The sequence below is a fragment of the Janthinobacterium sp. GW822-FHT07A03 genome (genome assembly GCF_058798815.1).
The window spans coordinates 305,650-324,414 of record NZ_JBXAKW010000008.1 but is presented as its reverse complement, the minus strand read 5'-3'; the positions used below and the strand labels follow the sequence as shown (position 1 = coordinate 324,414).

16 protein-coding genes are annotated in these 18,765 nt (G+C 65.3%); 7 read left to right on the top strand and 9 right to left on the bottom strand.

Annotated elements, in window-relative coordinates:
* Positions 1–91 precede the first annotated feature (91 nt).
* Both AC1RJW_RS23230 and AC1RJW_RS23225 read left to right on the top strand, forming a co-directional pair.
* The gene (locus AC1RJW_RS23230) at positions 92–2,005 is read left to right on the top strand and encodes a glucokinase (protein ID WP_493047055.1); all 1,914 of its coding nucleotides are present in this window, start codon (positions 92–94) and stop codon (positions 2,003–2,005) included.
* Positions 1,989–3,053, top strand: coding sequence for a LacI family DNA-binding transcriptional regulator (locus AC1RJW_RS23225; RefSeq protein WP_493047054.1), 1,065 nt, complete (start codon positions 1,989–1,991; stop codon positions 3,051–3,053). Before AC1RJW_RS23230 ends, AC1RJW_RS23225 begins: the two co-directional genes overlap by 17 nt.
* Positions 3,054–3,060: 7 nt before the next feature.
* Here the strand turns inward: AC1RJW_RS23225 and AC1RJW_RS23220 are convergent, their stop codons facing one another.
* The 4 genes from AC1RJW_RS23220 to AC1RJW_RS23205 all read right to left on the bottom strand — a co-directional run bounded on the left by AC1RJW_RS23220 (position 3,061) and on the right by AC1RJW_RS23205 (position 7,095).
* On the bottom strand, positions 3,061–3,993 hold the full coding sequence (locus AC1RJW_RS23220) for a carbohydrate kinase family protein (RefSeq protein ID WP_493047053.1): 933 nt from the start codon (positions 3,991–3,993) through the stop codon (positions 3,061–3,063).
* A complete protein-coding gene (locus tag AC1RJW_RS23215) occupies positions 3,990–5,204 on the bottom strand; it encodes an AGE family epimerase/isomerase (RefSeq protein ID WP_493047052.1) in 1,215 nt (404 codons plus the stop codon). Before AC1RJW_RS23215 ends, AC1RJW_RS23220 begins: the two co-directional genes overlap by 4 nt.
* A 68-nt stretch (positions 5,205–5,272) precedes the next feature.
* Positions 5,273–6,274, bottom strand: a complete 1,002-nt coding sequence (locus tag AC1RJW_RS23210) for a tetratricopeptide repeat protein (RefSeq protein WP_493047051.1) — start codon at positions 6,272–6,274, stop codon at positions 5,273–5,275.
* Positions 6,271–7,095: a tetratricopeptide repeat protein gene (locus AC1RJW_RS23205; protein WP_493047050.1), complete on the bottom strand. Its 825-nt coding sequence runs from the start codon at positions 7,093–7,095 to the stop codon at positions 6,271–6,273. The genes AC1RJW_RS23210 and AC1RJW_RS23205 overlap by 4 nt, the downstream gene beginning before the upstream one ends.
* A gap of 152 nt (positions 7,096–7,247) precedes the next feature.
* On the opposite strand from AC1RJW_RS23205, the gene AC1RJW_RS23200 reads away from it, so the two are divergent.
* Complete coding sequence (locus AC1RJW_RS23200; RefSeq protein ID WP_493047049.1) at positions 7,248–7,637, top strand: DUF1090 family protein; 390 nt, start codon at positions 7,248–7,250, stop codon at positions 7,635–7,637.
* Here AC1RJW_RS23200 and mmsB read toward each other — a convergent pair.
* Genes mmsB through AC1RJW_RS23185 form a run of 3 tightly spaced genes read right to left on the bottom strand, consistent with a single transcriptional unit; the run spans position 7,634 to position 11,307 of the window.
* The gene (gene mmsB, locus AC1RJW_RS23195) at positions 7,634–8,539 is read right to left on the bottom strand and encodes a 3-hydroxyisobutyrate dehydrogenase (RefSeq protein ID WP_493047048.1); all 906 of its coding nucleotides are present in this window, start codon (positions 8,537–8,539) and stop codon (positions 7,634–7,636) included. The two genes, AC1RJW_RS23200 and mmsB, sit on opposite strands and share 4 nt — an antisense overlap.
* A 9-nt stretch (positions 8,540–8,548) precedes the next feature.
* Positions 8,549–10,063, bottom strand: coding sequence for a CoA-acylating methylmalonate-semialdehyde dehydrogenase (locus tag AC1RJW_RS23190; protein WP_493047047.1), 1,515 nt, complete (start codon positions 10,061–10,063; stop codon positions 8,549–8,551).
* Between the two features lie 26 nt (positions 10,064–10,089).
* Positions 10,090–11,307: an ABC transporter substrate-binding protein gene (locus AC1RJW_RS23185; protein WP_493047046.1), complete on the bottom strand. Its 1,218-nt coding sequence runs from the start codon at positions 11,305–11,307 to the stop codon at positions 10,090–10,092.
* Positions 11,308–11,427: 120 nt separating this feature from the next.
* Between AC1RJW_RS23185 and AC1RJW_RS23180 the strand changes: the two genes are divergently transcribed.
* The 3 genes from AC1RJW_RS23180 to AC1RJW_RS23170 all read left to right on the top strand — a co-directional run bounded on the left by AC1RJW_RS23180 (position 11,428) and on the right by AC1RJW_RS23170 (position 14,909).
* Positions 11,428–12,345 (top strand): LysR family transcriptional regulator, encoded by a 918-nt coding sequence (locus tag AC1RJW_RS23180; protein ID WP_493047084.1) that lies wholly within the window; start codon positions 11,428–11,430, stop codon positions 12,343–12,345.
* Between the two features lie 55 nt (positions 12,346–12,400).
* Positions 12,401–12,931, top strand: coding sequence for an isochorismatase family protein (locus tag AC1RJW_RS23175; RefSeq protein WP_493047045.1), 531 nt, complete (start codon positions 12,401–12,403; stop codon positions 12,929–12,931).
* Positions 12,932–13,037: 106 nt separating this feature from the next.
* A complete protein-coding gene (locus AC1RJW_RS23170; protein WP_493047044.1) occupies positions 13,038–14,909 on the top strand; it encodes a transthyretin-like family protein in 1,872 nt (623 codons plus the stop codon).
* A gap of 12 nt (positions 14,910–14,921) precedes the next feature.
* On the opposite strand, the gene AC1RJW_RS23165 is transcribed toward AC1RJW_RS23170, so the two are convergent.
* Both AC1RJW_RS23165 and AC1RJW_RS23160 read right to left on the bottom strand, forming a co-directional pair.
* Positions 14,922–16,085: an acetyltransferase domain-containing protein gene (locus tag AC1RJW_RS23165; RefSeq protein WP_493047043.1), complete on the bottom strand. Its 1,164-nt coding sequence runs from the start codon at positions 16,083–16,085 to the stop codon at positions 14,922–14,924.
* A 3-nt stretch (positions 16,086–16,088) separates the two neighbouring features.
* Positions 16,089–18,176 carry a TonB-dependent siderophore receptor gene (locus AC1RJW_RS23160; RefSeq protein ID WP_493047042.1) on the bottom strand — a complete coding sequence of 696 codons (2,088 nt, stop codon included), beginning with the start codon at positions 18,174–18,176 and terminating at the stop codon, positions 16,089–16,091.
* Between the two features lie 260 nt (positions 18,177–18,436).
* Here AC1RJW_RS23160 and AC1RJW_RS23155 point away from each other — a divergent pair, with 260 nt between their 5' ends.
* Positions 18,437–18,760: a tetratricopeptide repeat protein gene (locus tag AC1RJW_RS23155; protein ID WP_493047041.1), complete on the top strand. Its 324-nt coding sequence runs from the start codon at positions 18,437–18,439 to the stop codon at positions 18,758–18,760.
* Positions 18,761–18,765 lie beyond the last annotated feature (5 nt).

The window sequence follows — 18,765 nt, the reverse complement described above, 5'->3', positions numbered from 1 at the left end:
CGCGGCACGTATACGAATTAAAATCCTTGGTTTTTGCCATAACGACAGTGCGCCGCCAAGACAGCGCACGCAGACGAGACTAGGCACCGCCATGAAAATTGATGAAAAAATGGAAGTAGCAGGCAGCGATCCGGCGGAGCGTTTCAGCGAAGGGCCGCGCCTGCTGGCAGACATCGGCGGCACCAATGCCCGCTTCGTGCTGGAAACGCGCCAGGGCCACCTGGAAGCGGTCGCCGTGCTGCCCTGCGACGACTACGCGTCGCTGCTCGACGCCATCACCGCGTATATGGATAGCAGCGAGGCGCGCGCCGCCGGTTCGGCGCGCGTGCGTCATGCGGCCATCGCCATCGCCAACCCCATCGACGACGACAATATCCGCATGATGAACCATCACTGGTTCTTCTCGATCGAGGCGATGCGCGCCGCGCTGGGCCTCGACACCCTGCTGGTGGTGAACGACTTCACGGCGCTGGCCATGGCCCTGCCCTACCTGCGGCCCGACCAGCGCCTGCAGATCGGCGGCGGCATGGCGCGCGCCGACAGCGTCATCGGCTTGCTCGGCTCGGGCACGGGCCTGGGCGTGTCGGGCATGATCCCCGCCGAAGACCGCTGGATCGCGCTGGGCAGCGAAGGGGGCCACGTCAGCTTCGCCCCCTGCGACCAGCGCGAGATGGACGTGCTGTCCTTCGCCTGGCGCGAACTGTCGCACGTCTCGGCCGAACGCCTCGCCTCCGGACGGGGGCTGGAACTGATCTACCGCGCCCTGTCCGACCGGGCTGGCCGGCATGACGTTCCGCCGCTGCTGGCGGCCGACATCACCAGCCGCGCCCTGAACAATGAATGCGACGTGTGCCTGGAAGCGGTCGACTGCTTCTGCGCCATCCTCGGCTCCATCGCCGGCAACGTGGCCATGACCCTGGGCGCGCTGGGCGGCATCTATATAGGCGGCGGCATCGTGCCGCGCCTGGGGCCTTTGTTCGAACGGTCGCAATTCCGCGCCCGCTTCGAGCAAAAGGGCCGCCTGAACGAATATCTGGCGCAAATCCCCACGTTTCTGATCACGGCCGAACTGCCGACTTTCCTGGGCATCGCCGCCATCCTCGCGCAAAAGCTCAAGCGGGCCCATTCCGGCGCGCCCGTGCTCGAATCCGTGCGCCAGGCGCGCGGGCGCATGAGCCCATCGGAATGCAAGGTGGCCGACTGGGTGCTGAAGGAGCCGAACGCCATGCTGACCCTGCCGATCGCCGAAATCGCCCAGCGCGTCGGCGTCAGCCAGCCGACCGTGATGCGCTTTTGCCGTTCGATCGGCGTGCAGGGCCTGGCCGATTTCAAATTGAAGCTCGCTTCCGGCCTGACGGGCGGCGCCATCACGGTGGCCCACTGCCACGTGGAGATTTCGGATTCCGACGCGGAACTGGCGCGCAAGGTGCTGGGCAATAACGCCTCGGCCGCGCTGGCCATGCGCGACATGCTCGACGTGAAGGCGCTGACGGCGGCCATCGAGCTGCTGCGCGGCGCGCAGCGCGTGGAACTGCTGGCCGTGGGCAGCGCCCGCGTGGTGGCCGACGACATGCAGCACAAGCTGCTCAACCTGGGCATCGTCAGCAGCTTCTTTGCCGATCCGCAGGCGCAGGAAATGAGCGCCGCCATGCTGAAACCGGGCGACGTGGCGCTGGTCATTTCCCGCTCGGGCGCCCTGCCCGACCTGTTGCGCACCGTCAAGGTGGCACAGGCCTGCGGCGCACGCGTGCTGGCGATCACGGCCAGCGGTTCGCCGCTGGCCAAGCTGGCCGACGTGCTGCTGACCCTGAACCACCCGGAAGGCAACCTCAATTTCGTGCCCATGATCGTGCGCCTGCTGCAGCTGATGATGCTCGATATCCTGTCGGTGGGACTGGCGCGGCGCGACACGGCGCAGCGTACCAGCGCCGCCCAGCTGGAAGAAGGTCAATTGCACGGCATGCGCATCAGCGGCAAGCTGAAATTCGGTGGCCACCTCGAATAAGGCGGCGCCCGCCGCCATCGATACGGCCAGCGGGGCCACCGTGCACGACGTGGCGCGCCTGGCCGGCGTGTCTGCCATGACGGTGTCGCGCGTGATCAACGGCCGCGCCAGCGTCAGCACGGCCACGCGCGACAAGGTCGAGGCGGCGATCGCCAGCCTGCGCTACCAGCCCAACCTGGCGGCCAGGGCGGCCCGCACGGGCACCCTGCGCATCGGCTTGCTGTACAGCAACCCCAGCGCCGCCTTCCTCAGCGAATTTCTCGTTGGCGCCATGGACCAGTGCCGCCAGGGCGGCGGCCAGCTGCTGCTCGAGCGCTGCGAAGACCTGGACAGCCAGCGCGCCGGCATCGATTGCCTGGTGGCGGCCGGCGTGGACGGCATCCTGGTGCCGCCGCCCCTGTGCGATTCGCCCGCAGTGCTGGCGCAGCTCAATAGCATGGGCATACCCGCCATCGCCGTGGCCACGGCGCGCCCTTCGCCCGATGTGTCGGCCGTGCGCATCGACGACTACGAAGGCGCGCTGGCCATGACGCGCCATCTGCTCGCGCTGGGCCACCGCGACATCGGCTTCATCGAAGGCGACCCGGCGCACACGCCCGCCCTGCTGCGCCGCCAGGCCTTCGAGGACGCCATGCGGGAAGCTGGCTTGCAGGTGCCGCCGCACAGGGTGGCGCAAGGCTATTTTACGTACCGTTCGGGACTGGACGCGGCGCGCCGGCTGCTGGCGCACGCACCGCGCCCCAGCGCCATCTTCGCCAGCAACGACGATATGGCCGCCGCGACCCTGGCCGTGGCGCACGGCATGGGCTTGCAGGTGCCGGCGCAATTGAGCGTGTGCGGCTTCGACGACACGCCCGTCGCCACCACCGTCTGGCCCGAGCTGAGCACCATCCACCAGCCCATCGCCGACATGGCGCGCGCCGCCGTCAGTCTCGTCATCGACGAGATACGCCAGCGCCGCGCGGGCGAAACGGCGCCCGCCACGCACCATCTGATGGCGTTTACCTTGATGGAGCGGGCGTCGACGGGGGCATGCGGCCCCCGCTGACCAGCCCTTAGCGCACCTGCGTGCGCTGCGCCAGCGATTCCACCAGTTCCACCGAGGGCGGCGAGCCGCCGGCCGCCAGGCAGGCGCCCGCCCCGGCCGCGACGGCGAAGCGCAAGTGCTGGCCGCCATCGGCATCGGGCCGGTACATCAGGCTGTACAGCAAGCCGCCGATGCTGGCGTCGCCCGCCCCCACCGAGTCGACCACCTCGATGACGGGCGGCGCCGCCTGCCATGTCTGTTCGCCCCGATACAGGGCCGCGCCCTGCGAGCCACGCGTATACAAATACGTGGCGTGCGGATTCCAGCCGCGCAGCACGGCAAACGCGCCATCGATGTCGTCGTGGCGGAACAGGCCCGCCAGGTCTTCGTCCGACACTTTCACCACATCGGCCATCTCCGTCATGCGGCGCAGGGTGGCGTCGTAGCGCTCATCCATCATGATGCGGAAATTCGGGTCGTAGCTGATTTTCACGCCAGCCGCCTTGAGTTCCTGCGCCAGCGCCACCAGCTTGCCCGCCAGCGGTTCGCGCGCCAGGCTGATGCCGCCGAAATGCACCCATTGCGCGCCTTGCATCCAGCCGGCCGGCAGCTGCGCCGCGTCGAAATGCAGGTCGGCGCTATCGTCGCCGATGAAGTAATACGTGGGCGGATGCAGTTCATGCACGATGGCCAGCAGCGGCGACTTCGCGCGGCGCTGCAAAAAGCGCATGTCCAGGCCCGCCGCGTCGGTCGCTTGCGCCAGCGCGTCGCCGAAGACGTCGAGGCTGACGGCGCCCGCAAAGGCGCTGGGCACGCCCAGGCGCGCCATCACGCGCGCCACGTTCCAGGTCGAGCCGCCCACCTGGCTGCTCCAGGCGTCCGCGCCCGTGCGCAGCATGTCCGTCAGCGCCTCGCCGGCCGAGACAAACGCGGGGAAAGTGGGAAAAGCGGCGGCGCTCATGCGGCACCGCCGATCACGTTCAGCACTTCATAGCAGGCGCCCATGGTGTGGTAATCGACCTTGCCGGCCGGGCTTTTCTCGTTGCTGATCTTCTGGTTCTCGGGCGTCAGGATGCGGTACCAGGCGCCATGTTCATGGTCGACGAAGTGCGTCCAGCTGTAATCCCAGATCTTGTCGTAGCTTTGCCAGTAGGCGTCGTCGCCCGTGCGCGCGGCCAGCACGGCGGCGGCGGCGAAGCTTTCCGCCTGCACCCAGAAGTATTTGTCGCCGTCGCAGATTTCATCGTGCGGGCCGAAACCGTAGTGGATGCCGCCATGCGCGCCATCCCAGGCCCTGGCCAGCGCCGTGTCGTACAGTTCGCGCGCACGGGGCAGCAGCCACTCCGATGGACCGGCCATGAACCGGCTGTGGCGCTCCATGATCAGGAGCAACTTGGCCCACTCCGTGAAGTGACCGGGCTGGTAGCCCCACGGACGGAAGATATTGCTCTTGTCGTGCAGGTTGTAGTCCCAGTCGATAGCCCAGTCGGGTTTGTAGTGCTCCCAGATCATACCGTTCGCCAGCCCCGCCTGGCGCACCGTGATGTTGTGCGCCAGCGTCTCGGCGCGGTGCAGATATCTCGCTTCGCCCGTCGCCTCGAACGCGGCCAGCATGGCTTCGCACGCATGCATGTTCGCGTTCTGGCCCCGGTAGCCGTCCAGGGTGGCCCAGTCGGCGCTGGCCACGTCCGCGTACAGGCCGTGTTCGGGCAGCCAGAAGCGCTGTTCCATCAATTCAAACGTTTCGTCCAGGTAGGCGCGCGCCTCCGTCACGCCCGCTTGCAAGGCATGCGCATACGCGAGCAGCACGAAGGCCAGGCCGTAGCAGTGGTTGGCGCCGTCTTCCACCGTCTTGACGCCGTCTTTCCACGACAGTTGCCAGGCGTAGCCGCCCGTGGCCGGGTCGCGGTGCACGTCGCGCAGGAAGGCCACGCCGTGGCGCAGGGCCGCCTGGTAATCGTCGCCGCCGAAATGGCGATACGCCATGGCGTAATTGAAGATGAAGCGCGTGCTGCTGACGAGGTGCCGCGTGGCAGCGTCGTAGACGGTGCCGTCGTCGAGGAAGAAATGATAGAAGCCGCCGCTCGCATCGACGGCGCGCGGGTGGTAGAAGTGCATCGTGTGCAGGATGTGCTTTTCAAGCATTGCCCTAGAGCGGAAATCGGGATTCATGGGTCTCTCATGATATTGTTATCGATAACAATGATGATAGCATGCCGTTTCCGCCCCGTCTCGCCGAATCAGGGCGCCTTGGCCGGCTTGCGCTTTTCGCGCCACAACGCCGCCTTGGCCGGATCGGCCGCCTGTCCCAGCTCGCCCTGATCGTACACCTTGACCAGCCGTTCGATGGCTTCCGCGTCGCCCTGCTTCGCCGCCAGCAGGTACAACTCGAAGGGCTGGGGCGCCGGCCCTTGCCGGGTGGCTCCGCCACGGCCCTGCTCCAGCAGCCGCGCAAAACCCGTCTGGCCCGGCGGGCTTTTCGCGATGGCCGCCATCTCGTACCAGCCCAGGGCCGCCTCGTCGCTCTGCGGCACGCCCTGCCCCACTTCATACGAGTACGCCACATTGTTCAAGCCGGGCGGATCGAGCGCCTTGGCCGCCTGCATGTACCAGCCGAACGCTTCCTTGCGCTGCGCCTCGTCCTTGGCCGTCATCATCAGGCGGTAGCCGATTTCATTGTAGGCAGGGATGAAGCCGTTTTCGGCATAGTATTTGAGCCAGTGCAGCGCATGCGCCTGTTCTTCCGGGCTGCTGTGGATGTTTTCAAAGTGCTGGGCCACCATGAAGTTGGCCAGTTCCACGCCTTGCGCGGCGCCCTTGCGCGACCAGTATTCGCCCAGCTTGCGGTCGATGGCCATGCCCTGCCCCAGCGTATAGGCCACGCCCAGGAATGCCTGGGCCGGGCCATAGCCGCCCTCGGCCGATTTCCGCATCCACGCCAGGCCGGCGCCAGTGTCGCGCGGCGTGCCTTCGCCCTCGTGCAGCATCTGCGCCAGCTTCAGCTGGGCGGCCGTATCGCCCCCTTCGGCGGCGCGGCGCATCTTGTCGAAGGCGGCGACCTTGTCCGGCGACAGGTCGGCCGGGCGGTCGATCACCGCCTGCACCCTCGCGCGCATGTCGTCGAGGCCCTTGGTGTCGAATTCGGCCAGCGCCGGATGCTGGCGCGGTTCCTTGGAGGACGCGGGCTGCGCCAGCACGCTCTGCGCCAGCGCCAGGGTCAATAACAATACGATGGTCTTCATTTCTTCTCGCTTTCCGCCAGCCTGGCGCGCCATTCGGCGGCGTCTTCGGCATTTGCCGCCTGCCCCAGTTCTCCTTTGACGTACACGTCGAGCATGCGCCGCATGGCGGGCAAGTCGCCGCCCCATCCCGCCCGCTCGTACCAGACCAGGGCCAGCTTGTCCGACTGTGCCACGCCCAGGCCCAGCTCGTGCGCGCGGGCCAGGTTGCGCATGCCGGCAGGTTCCTTTTCACGCGCCGCCCTGTCATACCAGTGGAAGGCCTCGCCGCGCTCCTGCTCATCGGCGGCTGCGCGCATCAGGTGTTCACCGAGCGCGTTGTAGGCAGGAATAAAGTGCTCTTCGAGCGCGGCCTTCTTCAGCCATGTGATGGCCAGCGCCTGTTCTTCGGCAGGACTGTCGCCATCGATGAATTCCAGCGCCAGGATGGTTTGCGCCAGTGCGTCGCCCTGCTCCACGCCCTTGCGCAGCCAGTATTCGCCCTGCACGCGGTCGATCGGCACCTTGCCGCCCACCGTGTAGGCCAGCCCCAAGGCTGCCTGCGCCGGCGCATAGCCGCCTTCGGCCGACTTGCGCACCCAGGCCATCGATAGCGCCGTGTCTTGCGGCGCGCCAACGCCCAATTGCAGCATGCGCGCCAGCTCCAGCTGCGCCTCCACGTCGCCCGTTTCAGCCATACGCCGGGTCTCGGCAAACTCGGCGATGCTTTCCGGACTATGGCTGGCCGCATCGGCCCGTGCCTTGATGGCGATCAACTGCAGATCGAGCAAGGTGGGCGAGGTTTGCGCCAGAACAGGCAGCGGCAATAGCAAAGGGATCAGCAAGAGTAATTTCCTGGTCATGCGGCGGTATCGGAAAGAAGAAAACACGCATGGTAGCCGATGCCATGCGGGACAGGCGCGCACGGTAGGCGAAGTTTGACAGGTCAGGCCGGCAGGCTTACATTGCACAAGCTCACCACTGACACAGGAATGCCATGAACCTTCTCTCGAAAACCGCCCTGACCCTGCTGCTCGCCGCCGCCTGCGTGGGCGCCAGCGCCGCCGACACCCAGCTGGCCGGCTGCGCCGCCAAGCGCGAAAGCATCCGCAGCGAATTGCGCCAGGCCAAAGAACAGGGCTTGTCCGACAAGGTCGCGGGCCTGACGCGCGCGCTCGACGAAGTCAATGCCCACTGCCGCGACAGCACCCTGATCGAACGCCACAACAAGAAAATTTTGAAAGCACAGGCGAAGGTGAACCAGACGGAGCGCTCGCTGCGCCTGGCCCAGGAAGCCAATAAAGAGCCGAAGAAGATCGCCAAGCTGGAAGGCAAGCTGGAAAAAGCCAGGGCGGAACTGGCCGCCCTGCAGGCGCAACAGCCTTAAGCTTTCTCGCCCAGCAGCTGATAAATGCTGGAGAAATCCAGCGCGCCCGCCCCCGCCTTGCTGTGCAAACTATATAGATTGCGCGACAAGGCGCCCAGCGGTACCGAGGCGCCGCTGGCCAGCGCGCTTTCCACGGCCAGGCCCAGGTCTTTCAGCATCAAATCGACGCCGAAGCCGCCCGTGTAGCCGCGCGACGCGGGCACGTTCTCGGCCACGCCCGGACATGGGTTGTACACCTCCAGGGTCCAGTTGCGGCCCGAGCTTTTCGCCATCACGTCCGACACCACTTTCGGATCGAGGCCATTGGCCACGCCCAGGCGTATCGCCTCGCTGGTGCCGATCATCAAAATCCCCAGCAGCATGTTGTTGCAGATCTTGACCGTCTGGCCGCTGCCGGAGCCGCCCGCGTGGAAGATCGCCTTGCCCATGACGTCCAGGTAGGGGCGCGCCGCCGCCAGCGCGGATTCTTCGCCGCCCACCATGAACGTCAGCGTGCCGTTGGTGGCGCCCGCCGTGCCGCCCGAGACGGGTGCGTCCAGCATGGGCATGCCCTTCTCCTCGGCCGCGCGGCCCACCTGGCGCGCCGCCTCGGTGGAAATCGTCGAACAGTCGATCAGCAAGGTGCCGGGCCGGGCCTGCGCCAGGATGCCCGCGTCGCCAAAAGAGTTACCCAAGTACGCCCCCAGCACGTGGCGGCTGGCCGGCAGCATGGTGATGACGATGTCAGCCTGGCCTATCGCCGCGCCCTGGTCGTCGGACACGAGGCCGCCCCCATCGGCGAACTGGCGCACGCTGGCCGGTACCAAGTCGAAACCCGTCACCGCATGGCCCGCCCGCACCAGGTTCTGCGCCATGGGCAGCCCCATGTTACCCAGGCCGATAAAAACGATATTGGTGCTCATCGCCCCCCCTTATTTCATCGCAATGGTGGTGTTAACGCCGCTGCCGCCATCGTCCGGGGCGAACCAGCGCGCCGTGACGGTCTTGGTCTGCGTCCAGAAGTACAAGGCCTGCTTGCCGTTCGGGCCCAGGTCGCCCAGTTTCGACGCGCGCGAACCCGTGAAGCTGAAATAGGCGACGGGCACGGGAATGGCCACGTTGATGCCCACCTGCCCTACGTCGATCTCGTTCTGGAACTTGCGCCCAGCCCAGCCGGAAGAGGTGAAGATCGAAGTGCCGTTGCCGTTCGGGTTGGCGTTGATGAAGGCGATCGCTTCGTCGAGCGTATCGGTCTCGACCACGCACATGGCGGGGCCGAAGATTTCCTGCGTATAGACGGAATTCGACGCTGCCACCTTCGAGAAAATCGTCGGCCCCATGAAGTTGCCGCCCTCGTAGCCGGCCACCTTGTGGCCGCGGCCGTCAAGCAGCAGCTGCGCGCCTTCGTCCACGCCCGCCTGGATCAGTTTTTCCGCCCGCTGCATGGCGGCCCTGGAGACCATCGGACCCAGGTCGGCCGTGCGGTCGCTGCCCGGTCCCACTTTCAGCGCTTGCGAGCGGGCAACGATTTCCGGCAGCCAGGAACGCGCCTCGCCCACCAGCACGACGACGGAATTGGCCATGCAGCGCTGGCCGGCCGCGCCGAATGCGGCGCCGATCAGGTTATTGATCGCCTGCTCCTTGTTGGCATCGGCCAGCACCACGCAATGGTTTTTCGCGCCCATCATCGATTGCGCGCGCTTGCCCGATTCGCTGGCGCGGCGGTACACATGCGTGCCCACGTGGGTGGAGCCGATGAAGGACACGGCCTTGATGTCGGGATGGTCGCACAGCATGTTGACGACGTCGGCGCCGCCATGCACGACGTTCAGCACGCCCGCCGGCAAGCCCGCCTGGTACATCAGTTCGACCAGGTACATGCTCGAGGACGGGTCCTGCTCCGACGGTTTCAGCACAAAAGTATTGCCGCAGGCAATCGCGATGGGGAACATGAAGCATGGCAGCATGACGGGGAAATTGAACGCCGTGATGCCGGCGCCCACGCCCAGCGGCTGGTAGATATTGTAGACATCGACGCCCGTGGCCGCGTTTTCCGCGATTTCGCCCAGCTGCAGGGTGGCGATCGAGCAAGCGTGCTCCACCACTTCCAGGCCCCGCATCACTTCTCCTTCCGCGTCGGGCAGGGTCTTGCCGTGTTCGCGGGTGATCAGTTCGGCCAGCGCGCCGATGTTTTCGCGGATCAGCTGCTGGTACTTGAGCATGATGCGCATGCGCGCCGCCAGCGGGGTATTGCGCCACGTTTTAAAGGCTTCCTTGGCCGTGGCGACGGCCAGATTGACTTCGTCGGGCGTGGAAAACGGCACCCTGGCGACGATTTCCTGCGTGGCCGGGTTGACGACGTCGCGCCATTCCGTGCTGGTCGAGGCGTGATGCTTGCCGGCGATGTGCAGGGGGACGGCGGGAACTGAGGTGAGGGCTTGGTTCATGTGAGGCTCCGTAAGGTATTCGATGGTTATTTCTTGACCAAGTTGCACGCCGCCGCATCCATCGGCTTGAACGCCTGGTCGGCGGGGATGGTGGAGAGCACTTTCAGGTAGTCCCACGGTCCCTTCGATTCGGCCGGGGTCTTCACTTGCACCAGGTACATGTCGTGGATGACGCGGCCGTCGGGGCGGATCGAGGCGTTGTTCATGACGGCATCCTTGATCGGCAACTCGCGCATTTTCTGGGCGACGATCTTCGAGTCGTCGCTTTTCGCCGCCGCCACCGATTTCAGGTAGTGGTAGACGCTCGAATACACGCCCGCCTGCACCATGGTCGGCTTAGCGCCCTTGTTGAGCGCCTCGAAGCGCTTGGCGAAGGCGCGGCTGCGGTCATCGTAATCCCAGTAAAAGCCGTCCGCGTAGACGAGGCCCTGGGCCGTTTCCAGCCCCAGCGCATGCACGTCGGAGAGGAACACCAGCAAGGCGGCAAGGCGCTGGTCCTTGCCGCTGCCGATGCGGAATTCGCGCGCCTGCTTGATGGCGGAGACCACGTCTGCGCCGCCGTTGGCCAGGCCGATCACCTGCGCTTTCGAGCCTTGCGCCTGCACCAGGAAGGACGAGAAATCGGACGCGTTCAGCGGATGGCGCACGGCGCCCAGCACCGTGCCGCCATTGCGCTTGACGACATCGCTGGCGTCCTTTTCCAGCGAATGGCCGAACGCGTAATCGACGGTGACGAAATACCAGGATTTCTGCCCCAGCTTGGTCAGCGCCGCCGCCGTGCCGGCCGCCTGCGAATACGTGTCGAACATCCAGTGGAAGCCGTTCGGCGAGCAATCCTCGTTCGTCAGGCGCCCCGTGGCCGGGCCGCTGAACATGGCGATGCCGCCCTTCTCCTTCATCAGTTTTTGCACGGACAGGGCCACCGAGGAATTGGTCAGATCGGCGATGGCGTCGACCTTGTCGCGGTCGATCCACTCGCGCGCCTTGGAAGCGGCGATGTCGGCCTTGTTCAGGTGGTCGGCCGAGAGGATTTCGATCTTCATGCCCTTGCATTCAGCCTTCAGACAATCCTCGACGGCCATCTGGCTGGCGACGACGGAGCCGCGCCCGCCCATGGCCGAATACGGGCCGGACATGTCGGTCAGGATGCCGACCTTGACGACGCCATCGGAAATCTGCGCGTGCGCGCCGCCAAAGGAAAGGGTGAGCGCCAGCGCGCCCATGGCCAGAACGGTTTTTTTCATGCGTGTCTCCAGGTGGATGGGTTTTTCTTATATGTATAGATGCATTCTGCATGTGTAAAAATATGCACTCAAGTGAAATTAATGCATAATTCCTTTGCAAAAATGCACAAGGAGAACAAAGTGCTCGATTGGGACAATGTACGGGTCTTCCTGGAACTGACGCGCAGCGCGGGCCTCGTCGACGCGGCGAAAAAGCTGGGCATCGACCATTCCACCGTGTCGCGCCGCATGCGCAAGTTCGAGGAGCAGGTGGGCACGCAGCTGTTCGACCGCAATTACGTGGGCTACCAGCTGACGCCCGAAGGCCACCGCCTGATGGAATACGCGGAAACGATGGAAAGCACGGTGTTTGCCGCCACCGAGGAGCTGGGCGAACACAACCGATTGCTGTCGGGGCAAGTGCGCCTGGGTGCTACCGAGGGCTTCGGCGCCATCGTGCTGGCACCCCACCTGGCGCAGTTTTGCGGCCGCTACCCGCACATCAGCGTGGACCTGATCGCCGTGCCCCGTTTCGTCAGCCTGTCCAAGCGCGAGGCGGACGTGGCCATTTCCATCGAACGGCCCCTGTCCGGCCCGTACGTGGTGACCAAATTGTCCGACTACCGGCTGAAACTGTACGCCACGCCAGGCTACCTGGCGCGCCACGCCCCGATCACCAGCGTGGCGCAGCTGGCGCAGCACCCCATCATCGGCTATGTGGACGACCTGGTCTTCAGTTCGGAGCTGCGCTACATGGATAACGTGGCGCCCGATTCCCTGCGCGCGTTTCGCAGCACCAGCGTGATCGCCCAGTACCACGCGGCGCGCGCGGGCCAGGCGCTGGCGATCCTGCCCTGCTTCGTGGCGCAGCAGTCGAACGAACTGGTGCCCGTGCTCGACGGCGAGATCGACCTGCTGCGCACCTTCTGGATGATCTCGCCCAGCGAACGGCGCAACATCGCCCGGGTCAGCGCCCTGTGGAACTACCTGCGCGGCGCCATCGAGCTCAATCACGCCTACCTGATGGGCGAGACGGCCACGCCCAGCTGGCCAACTTGAGCACACTGCGGCGCGCTACACTGTCCTGTCGCCACATACTAATTAGGAGAATGCCATGCTGATGGATGCAAACCAGGCCGTACTGGTCATTGTCGACCTGCAAGGCCGTTTGATGCCGGCTATCCACGACGCGGGCCTGGTGCTGGCGCAAAACCTGCGCCTGGCCAGGATCGCCCGCCTGCTCGGCGTGCCCGTGCTGGGCACGGAACAGAACCGCCAGGGACTGGGGCCGAACGTGGAGGAAATCGCCGCGTTGTGCGAGCGGACCTTGCACAAGACGCATTTCGGCGCCTGTGCCGACGGCTTGCAGGCGATCTTGCCGCCCGGACGCAAACAGATCGTCGTCACGGGCTGCGAAGCCCATGTGTGCATGCTGCAGACGGCCATCGGCCTGCTCGAACTCGGGTATGACGTCATCATCGCCATCGACGCCGTCGGCTCGCGCCAGGCCGCCAGCCGCGACGCCGCGCTGGCCCGCCTCGGCAAGCTGGGCGCGCAGCTGGTGACGGTGGAAATGCTGGCCTTTGAATGGTTGCGCGACTGCAAGCATCCGCGTTTCCGCGAGGTATTGGCACTGATTAAATAAGCACTCCTTTACGCAGGATCAAGCCCGATGGCCATCCATTTGCTAGCTTGGTAACAGCGCCGCCGCTGCGAGCGGCGCAGTTGTCCAACCGAGCTGGAGAACCATCATGGCCTATATCCTGCGGGGCAAGCTGTGCGGCTTGATCTGTGCCGAGTGTCCTGAACCGTTGTCGCACGTGATCGTGCGCCTGTACCGGCCGCGCGAGTCGCAAAACGTCACGGCCCTGGCCGTGGCCAGCGCCAAGGAAACCTTCGCCATCCTCACCGACGAGGAAGTGCAGGCGAAAGCCCCCTTCCTGCTGGCCGAAGCGCGCACGGATGACGACGGCAACTACAGCTTCACCCTGGAAGGCGATTATCAGGGCGAGGCCGTCGAAGTCGATATCCTGTGCCCTACCGTGCCGCATCTGAAGCCGGGGCCGAAAGACCCCGTGCCGCTGCAGTTTTCCATCACCACCATCCAGCCCCGCTGGCGCCAGGTCGACAACGATTTCGTCGCCATCTGGGACTATTGCCTGCCGCAACGCTTCTGGTGCCTCGTGCGCGCCCGTTTCGGCGCCTGGACCATCTGCGGCCGCCTGCGCACCTGCGACGCGCCCCACGCGCCGATTGCGGGCGCGACCGTGCGGGCTTTTGATGCGGACTGGCTGCAGGACGATGCACTGGGCGTTGCCGTCACCGATGCCACGGGGCGCTTTCGCATCGATTACCTGACGTCCGACTTCACGCTCACGCCGTTCTCGCCGTTCATCAACGTGGAATTTGCCAGCGGGCCCGACGTGTATTTCACGGCGCAGCTGGGCAGCGTGACCATCCTGTCGGAAACGCAGGTCAACGGCCGCCAGCCGGGACGCGAAAACGTGGGCTACTGTTTCTGCGTCGAATTATGCTCGAAAGACGTCTTGCCGCCCGACGTGGAAGGCGTGCCCCACTGGCAGCAGGTGGAAATCTTCGACATCCACCCCTTCCCCTCGCTGGCGGGCTTTTCCGCGCAAGGCTATGCGGGCGGCGCCGGCGCGTCGTACGTGTTCGCCGGCGGCGTCACGTTGAAAGGCAATTGCCCGCTGCGCAACAGCGCCATCCCCGCCAATCCGCTCGAATACCGTTTCCTCATCGGCGAATGGTCCTGGCCCGGCGGCAGCGACGACCCGACAGCCATTCCGACGGTGCCGCCCGCCAGCCTGGCGCCGCTTACGCAAATCCTCGGCACGCTCGTCGGCTATGTGTTTTATACGAACGGACTGGGCCTGGCCGACTCGGCGCAAGTGATCGTCGACGCGGGCGATCTGAAACCGGGCGGCTGGATACGGGTGGACGGCAAGCAAGTCACGGTGGACATGCGCGACGGCACGACGGCCGTCGTCAACGTGGCGCCCAACATCTTCCTGCGCACATTCGACTTACTGACCATCAACACCCCCGCCATCACCAGCCTGCATCCGGCCAAGCTGCCTGGCGGCTTGCCCATCCTCGACGCGGGCCGCAGCCTGACGGCGGCCGAAAGCGAACCGATACGCCGCTACCGCATGGGCTTCGAGGTGCGCGATGGAAATACCCTGGCGCTGCTGGCCACGGACGGGCTCGACTCCATCGTCTTCGACAACTCGCCCGTCATCGTGGCGCTGGACCTGGAAGAGTTGCGCAGCAATGCCTGCAACCCCATCGCGGGCGGCCTTGTGCATATCCTGTACACGATCGACCACCCGCATTTGCGCTTCTTTAATATCACGATTTCCAACAACAACGGCATCCAGCATCCGCCGCCACCGCTGCCGGCCGCCAGTTTCACGCCGCCTCCACCACCGAGCAACTATCTGTTCCGCGGCGGCGCGGGCGGGCCTCACCTGTCGGGCAACAATGGCGGCTTCCCCGTCAACGTGGCGCTGGATCCGCCGTGCGCCTACAGAGTGGCCATCGGTTGGCAGACGCGGCATTACCTGGCGTCCAGCCACAGCATCGACAGGCTGTACTGCAAATAGAATAGGCTTGATTCAGAAATAACGCACCCACGCCTGCCGCGACGTGCGCTTGTAGCTGGCAAACGCGCGGCAGGGAAAGTACAGCACGGGCATCAGCAGCAAGGCCAGCAGCCAGACTTGCCAGATATGCTCGACGCCATAGCGGGCACCGTGATTGGCGCCCAGCACGGCCGTCAGGGTGATGCCGATGATCAAGAGCAAATACAGGTGCAGCAAGTAATAGAACATGGGCGCGCCGCCAAAGGTGGCGCAAGCCCGCGTGAACCCGTTATCGACGCTTTCCAGCCAGGCCAGGCCCAGCAAGCCCAGGCCCAAGGTGAACAGCAAAAAGTCCAGCGACGGTGGATACTTGGTGAAGTTCAGCACGCTCATGGCCGTGCGCAAGGCCGTGTCGCCCGCCACCCAAGGCAGGGTTTCGCCATACAGATTGAAACCGCGCAGCAGGCCCAGGAGCAGCAAGCTGCCCGCGCCCAGCGCCAGCAGCAGGCGACGACGCCCGTCCGGCGAACGGCCGCGCGCATACAGGGGCCCGGCCGCATAGCCGAGCACGATCACGCCTATCCACGGCAGCAGCGGATAGCTGACCTTGATCCGCATGGCGCCGTCCGCCACCAGGTATCCCCGTTGCAGCAGCACCGTCAGCGCGTAATAGCCAAGGCTGCCCGGTTCCGCGCGCAAGCCGCTCATCAAATGCTGGCCCGCGACAATCGCCACGCCCAGCACGAGCAGCACTTTCAAAGGCAGCTTGTGCAGCACGGCCAGCGCCATCATGGCCAGGCCGATGACCCAGATCACCTGCAGATACAGCACGGCGGGCGGAAACGCCCCGCTCCAGGCGAAATTGACGAACACCAGCTCCAGCACGACCAGCAGCAAGCCCCGCTTGAACAGGAAGCCGGCCGCGCTGCGGGGGCCGGCGGCCGGATGCGCGTACAGCCAGGCCGACAAACCCGTCAGGAAAACGAACATGGGTGCGCAGACATGGGCCGCCAGGCGCGTGAAGAACAGGGCCGGATCGACGTGGGCCGCATCCATGGGGTCGCTGACCTGATGATGTAAAAAGACGGTTTCGCGCACATGGTCGAACAGCATGATCAGCATGACGAGGCCGCGCAGCACGTCGATGACGGCGATGCGGGTGCGCAGGGTGGCAGATGTAGTCAAGGTCATCGTCATCCCTTAAAAACGGTAATGGGCATTCAAGTTCAGCGTGCGCTCCGCTCCCGGCGCCACCCACAGCTGGCTGTAGGAACTCGCATAGTAGCTGCGGTTGAACAGGTTTTCCACGCTCAAAGCCAATCGCAGCCTGGCGTTAGGCGCATACGACGCCAGCAGCCTGGCCGTCGTGTAGGCCGGCAGGGTAAATTGGCTGCTGACGGCCACGTCGCCCAGGCGTTCGCCCACATACTGCACACCGCCGCCCACGCTGGCCGTGCCCGCGCCCAGCGCGAACTGCTGCGTGGCGATCACGTTGGCGCTGTGGCGCGGCACGTTGGCGAAGCGGCTGCCCGTCACGATCGTAGTGTCGCCGCGCGTGACGGTGGCGTTGGTGTAGGCATAGGCGCCCGAGACGCGCAAGCCGCGCGCCAGTTCGCCCGACACGTCCAGTTCCAGGCCCCGGCTGCCCACCTCGCCCGCCGCGATGGCAAAGTCCGTGTTGGCGGGATTGGTCGTCAGTACATTGCTCTTGCGGATGTCGTATACGGCCACCGTGCCCGTCAGCTTGCCCGTTTCCAGCTTCGCACCCAGTTCATACGAGCGGCTGCGCTCGGCCGGGAAAGCCTGGTTATCGAGGCTGATGCCGCTGTTGGGCCGGAAGCCCCTGGCCGCGCTCGCATACAGCGACCACATTGTCGACGCCTGGTACACGAGGCCCGCGCGGGGGCTGGTGGCCGACAGCGACTGGCGGTTGCGTGTGTTCAGACGATGGTTCGCCACGTCCTGCGTGTAGCTGTCGTGGCGCACGCCGAGCAGCGCCTTCCACTGCGCGCCCAGGTCCAGTTGATCTTGCGCATACAGGCCGCGCGCCTGCTGCCCTTCCTGCGTGTCGATGGACAGGGCCAGCGGATCGGCCTTGCCGCCGTACACGGGCGCGTAGATGTCGATGGCATAGGCATTCGCGGCGCTGGGATTGCGCCGCAGCTGCACCCGGTGGTCGTCGAAGCGATAGGCGTCGACGCCGGCCAGCACCTCGTGCGCCAGCGCGCCCGTTTTGAACTTACCCAGCAACTCGACGCGGGCGGAGGCGTCGGTGGCCGAAAAATCGCGGTGGCGGCGCTGGCGGTTCAGGGTGCGGCCATCGGCCAGCAGCCTGTTCGCCTCTGTCGAATAGCCGCGCAATTCGCTGTCGCGGTAGGACGCGCCCGCCTGCAGCGTCCAGTCGTCGGACAGCGCATGGTGGATGAACAGCTGCTGGCCCAGCGACTTGACCGTCATGGGGCCGTCGCCCGGTTCGCCCAGGAAACGCGACACGGGCACCGCCCCCAGCTTGCCGTTCACGGCCACCACGCCCCGGTCGAACGGCGCGCGCTGGCGCACCGCTTCGATTTCATACGACACGGTCGTGTGCTCGCCCGCCAGCCAGATAAACGAGGGAGCAAACAGGCTGCGCTCGACTTTCAGCGTATCGCGGAAGCTGTGCCCGTCCTCATGCGCGGCGTTCAGGCGGTAGGCGACGGTGTCGCTCAACGGTCCCGTCAAGTCCAGCGCGGCGCGGCGCGTCTGAAAGCTGCCCAGCGCAACATCGGCGCTGTATTCCGGTGCGAACTTCGGCTTTTTCGTCGTGATGTTCACCGTGCCGCCCGGCTCGCCCCGGCCGTACAGGGCCGACGCGGGGCCTTTGAGTACTTCCACGGCCTGCGTATTGCCGCCGTCGCGCATGCCGTTGTAGCCGCGGCTGGAACTGAAACCGTTGACCATGTAGTCGGAACCGAAATTCGGATCGCCCGTGAAACCGCGCATGGCGTAGCTGTCCCACAGGCCGCCCAGCGGACTTTGTTTTGAAATACCGCTGGCCAGGTCCAGCGCGCCAGCCAGGGTCGTCACGCCCGCATCGCGCAGCAGGTCGCCCGTCAGCACGCGCACGCTTTGCGGCAAGTCCATCAATAAAGCGTCCGTCTTGGTGGCGCCCGTGGCGGACAGGCTGCGGTAATGCTGGCGCTCGGCGCTGACGGTGACGCTGTCCTGCACAGCGGGTCCGTCCGCCAGGGCCAGCGGACTGGCGGCAGCCAGCAGCAACGCCATCGGGCGTTGTAATGAGAAGGACATGGGATTCCTGAAAGAGGATGATATGCAAATGAATTGCATTATAAATGATAATGCACTCTCAATAAAGACTGGCCTCGTTCGCTTTTCTCCAAACTTGCCTACATACAGTAGCGTCTAGATACGGCCGCCTGCCCTGCGGCACCGCGCCACGGACAGGAAGTCAGCGCATAGTGAGAGTCCCGCAGGCCAACGATGGCTTGCGGACTCATGTCACAGGCATTAATATGCAAGAATTAACTTGCATATCAATGGAACTCTTGATGCGTGAAAAGCTGGAAAAACTGCTGGCGCAGGGCCGCGACAGCGCCCTGCTGCGCTTTGGCCTGGGCGACGCCTGCCTGAAAGATAATGACGCAGAGCAAGCGGCCATTCACCTGGCGCAGGCGACGCAACAGCAAACAAGCTATTCCGCCGCCTGGAAACTGCTGGGCAAGGCCTTGCTCCAGCTGGGGAGGCTGGATGAAGCGCAGGCCGCCTGGACCACGGGCGTCACAGTCGCCCAGCAGCAAGGCGACCTGCAAGCCGTCAAGGAAATGACGGTGTTCCTGAAACGCCTGCAAAAACAGGGGCAGGCGGCAGGGTAAAACGC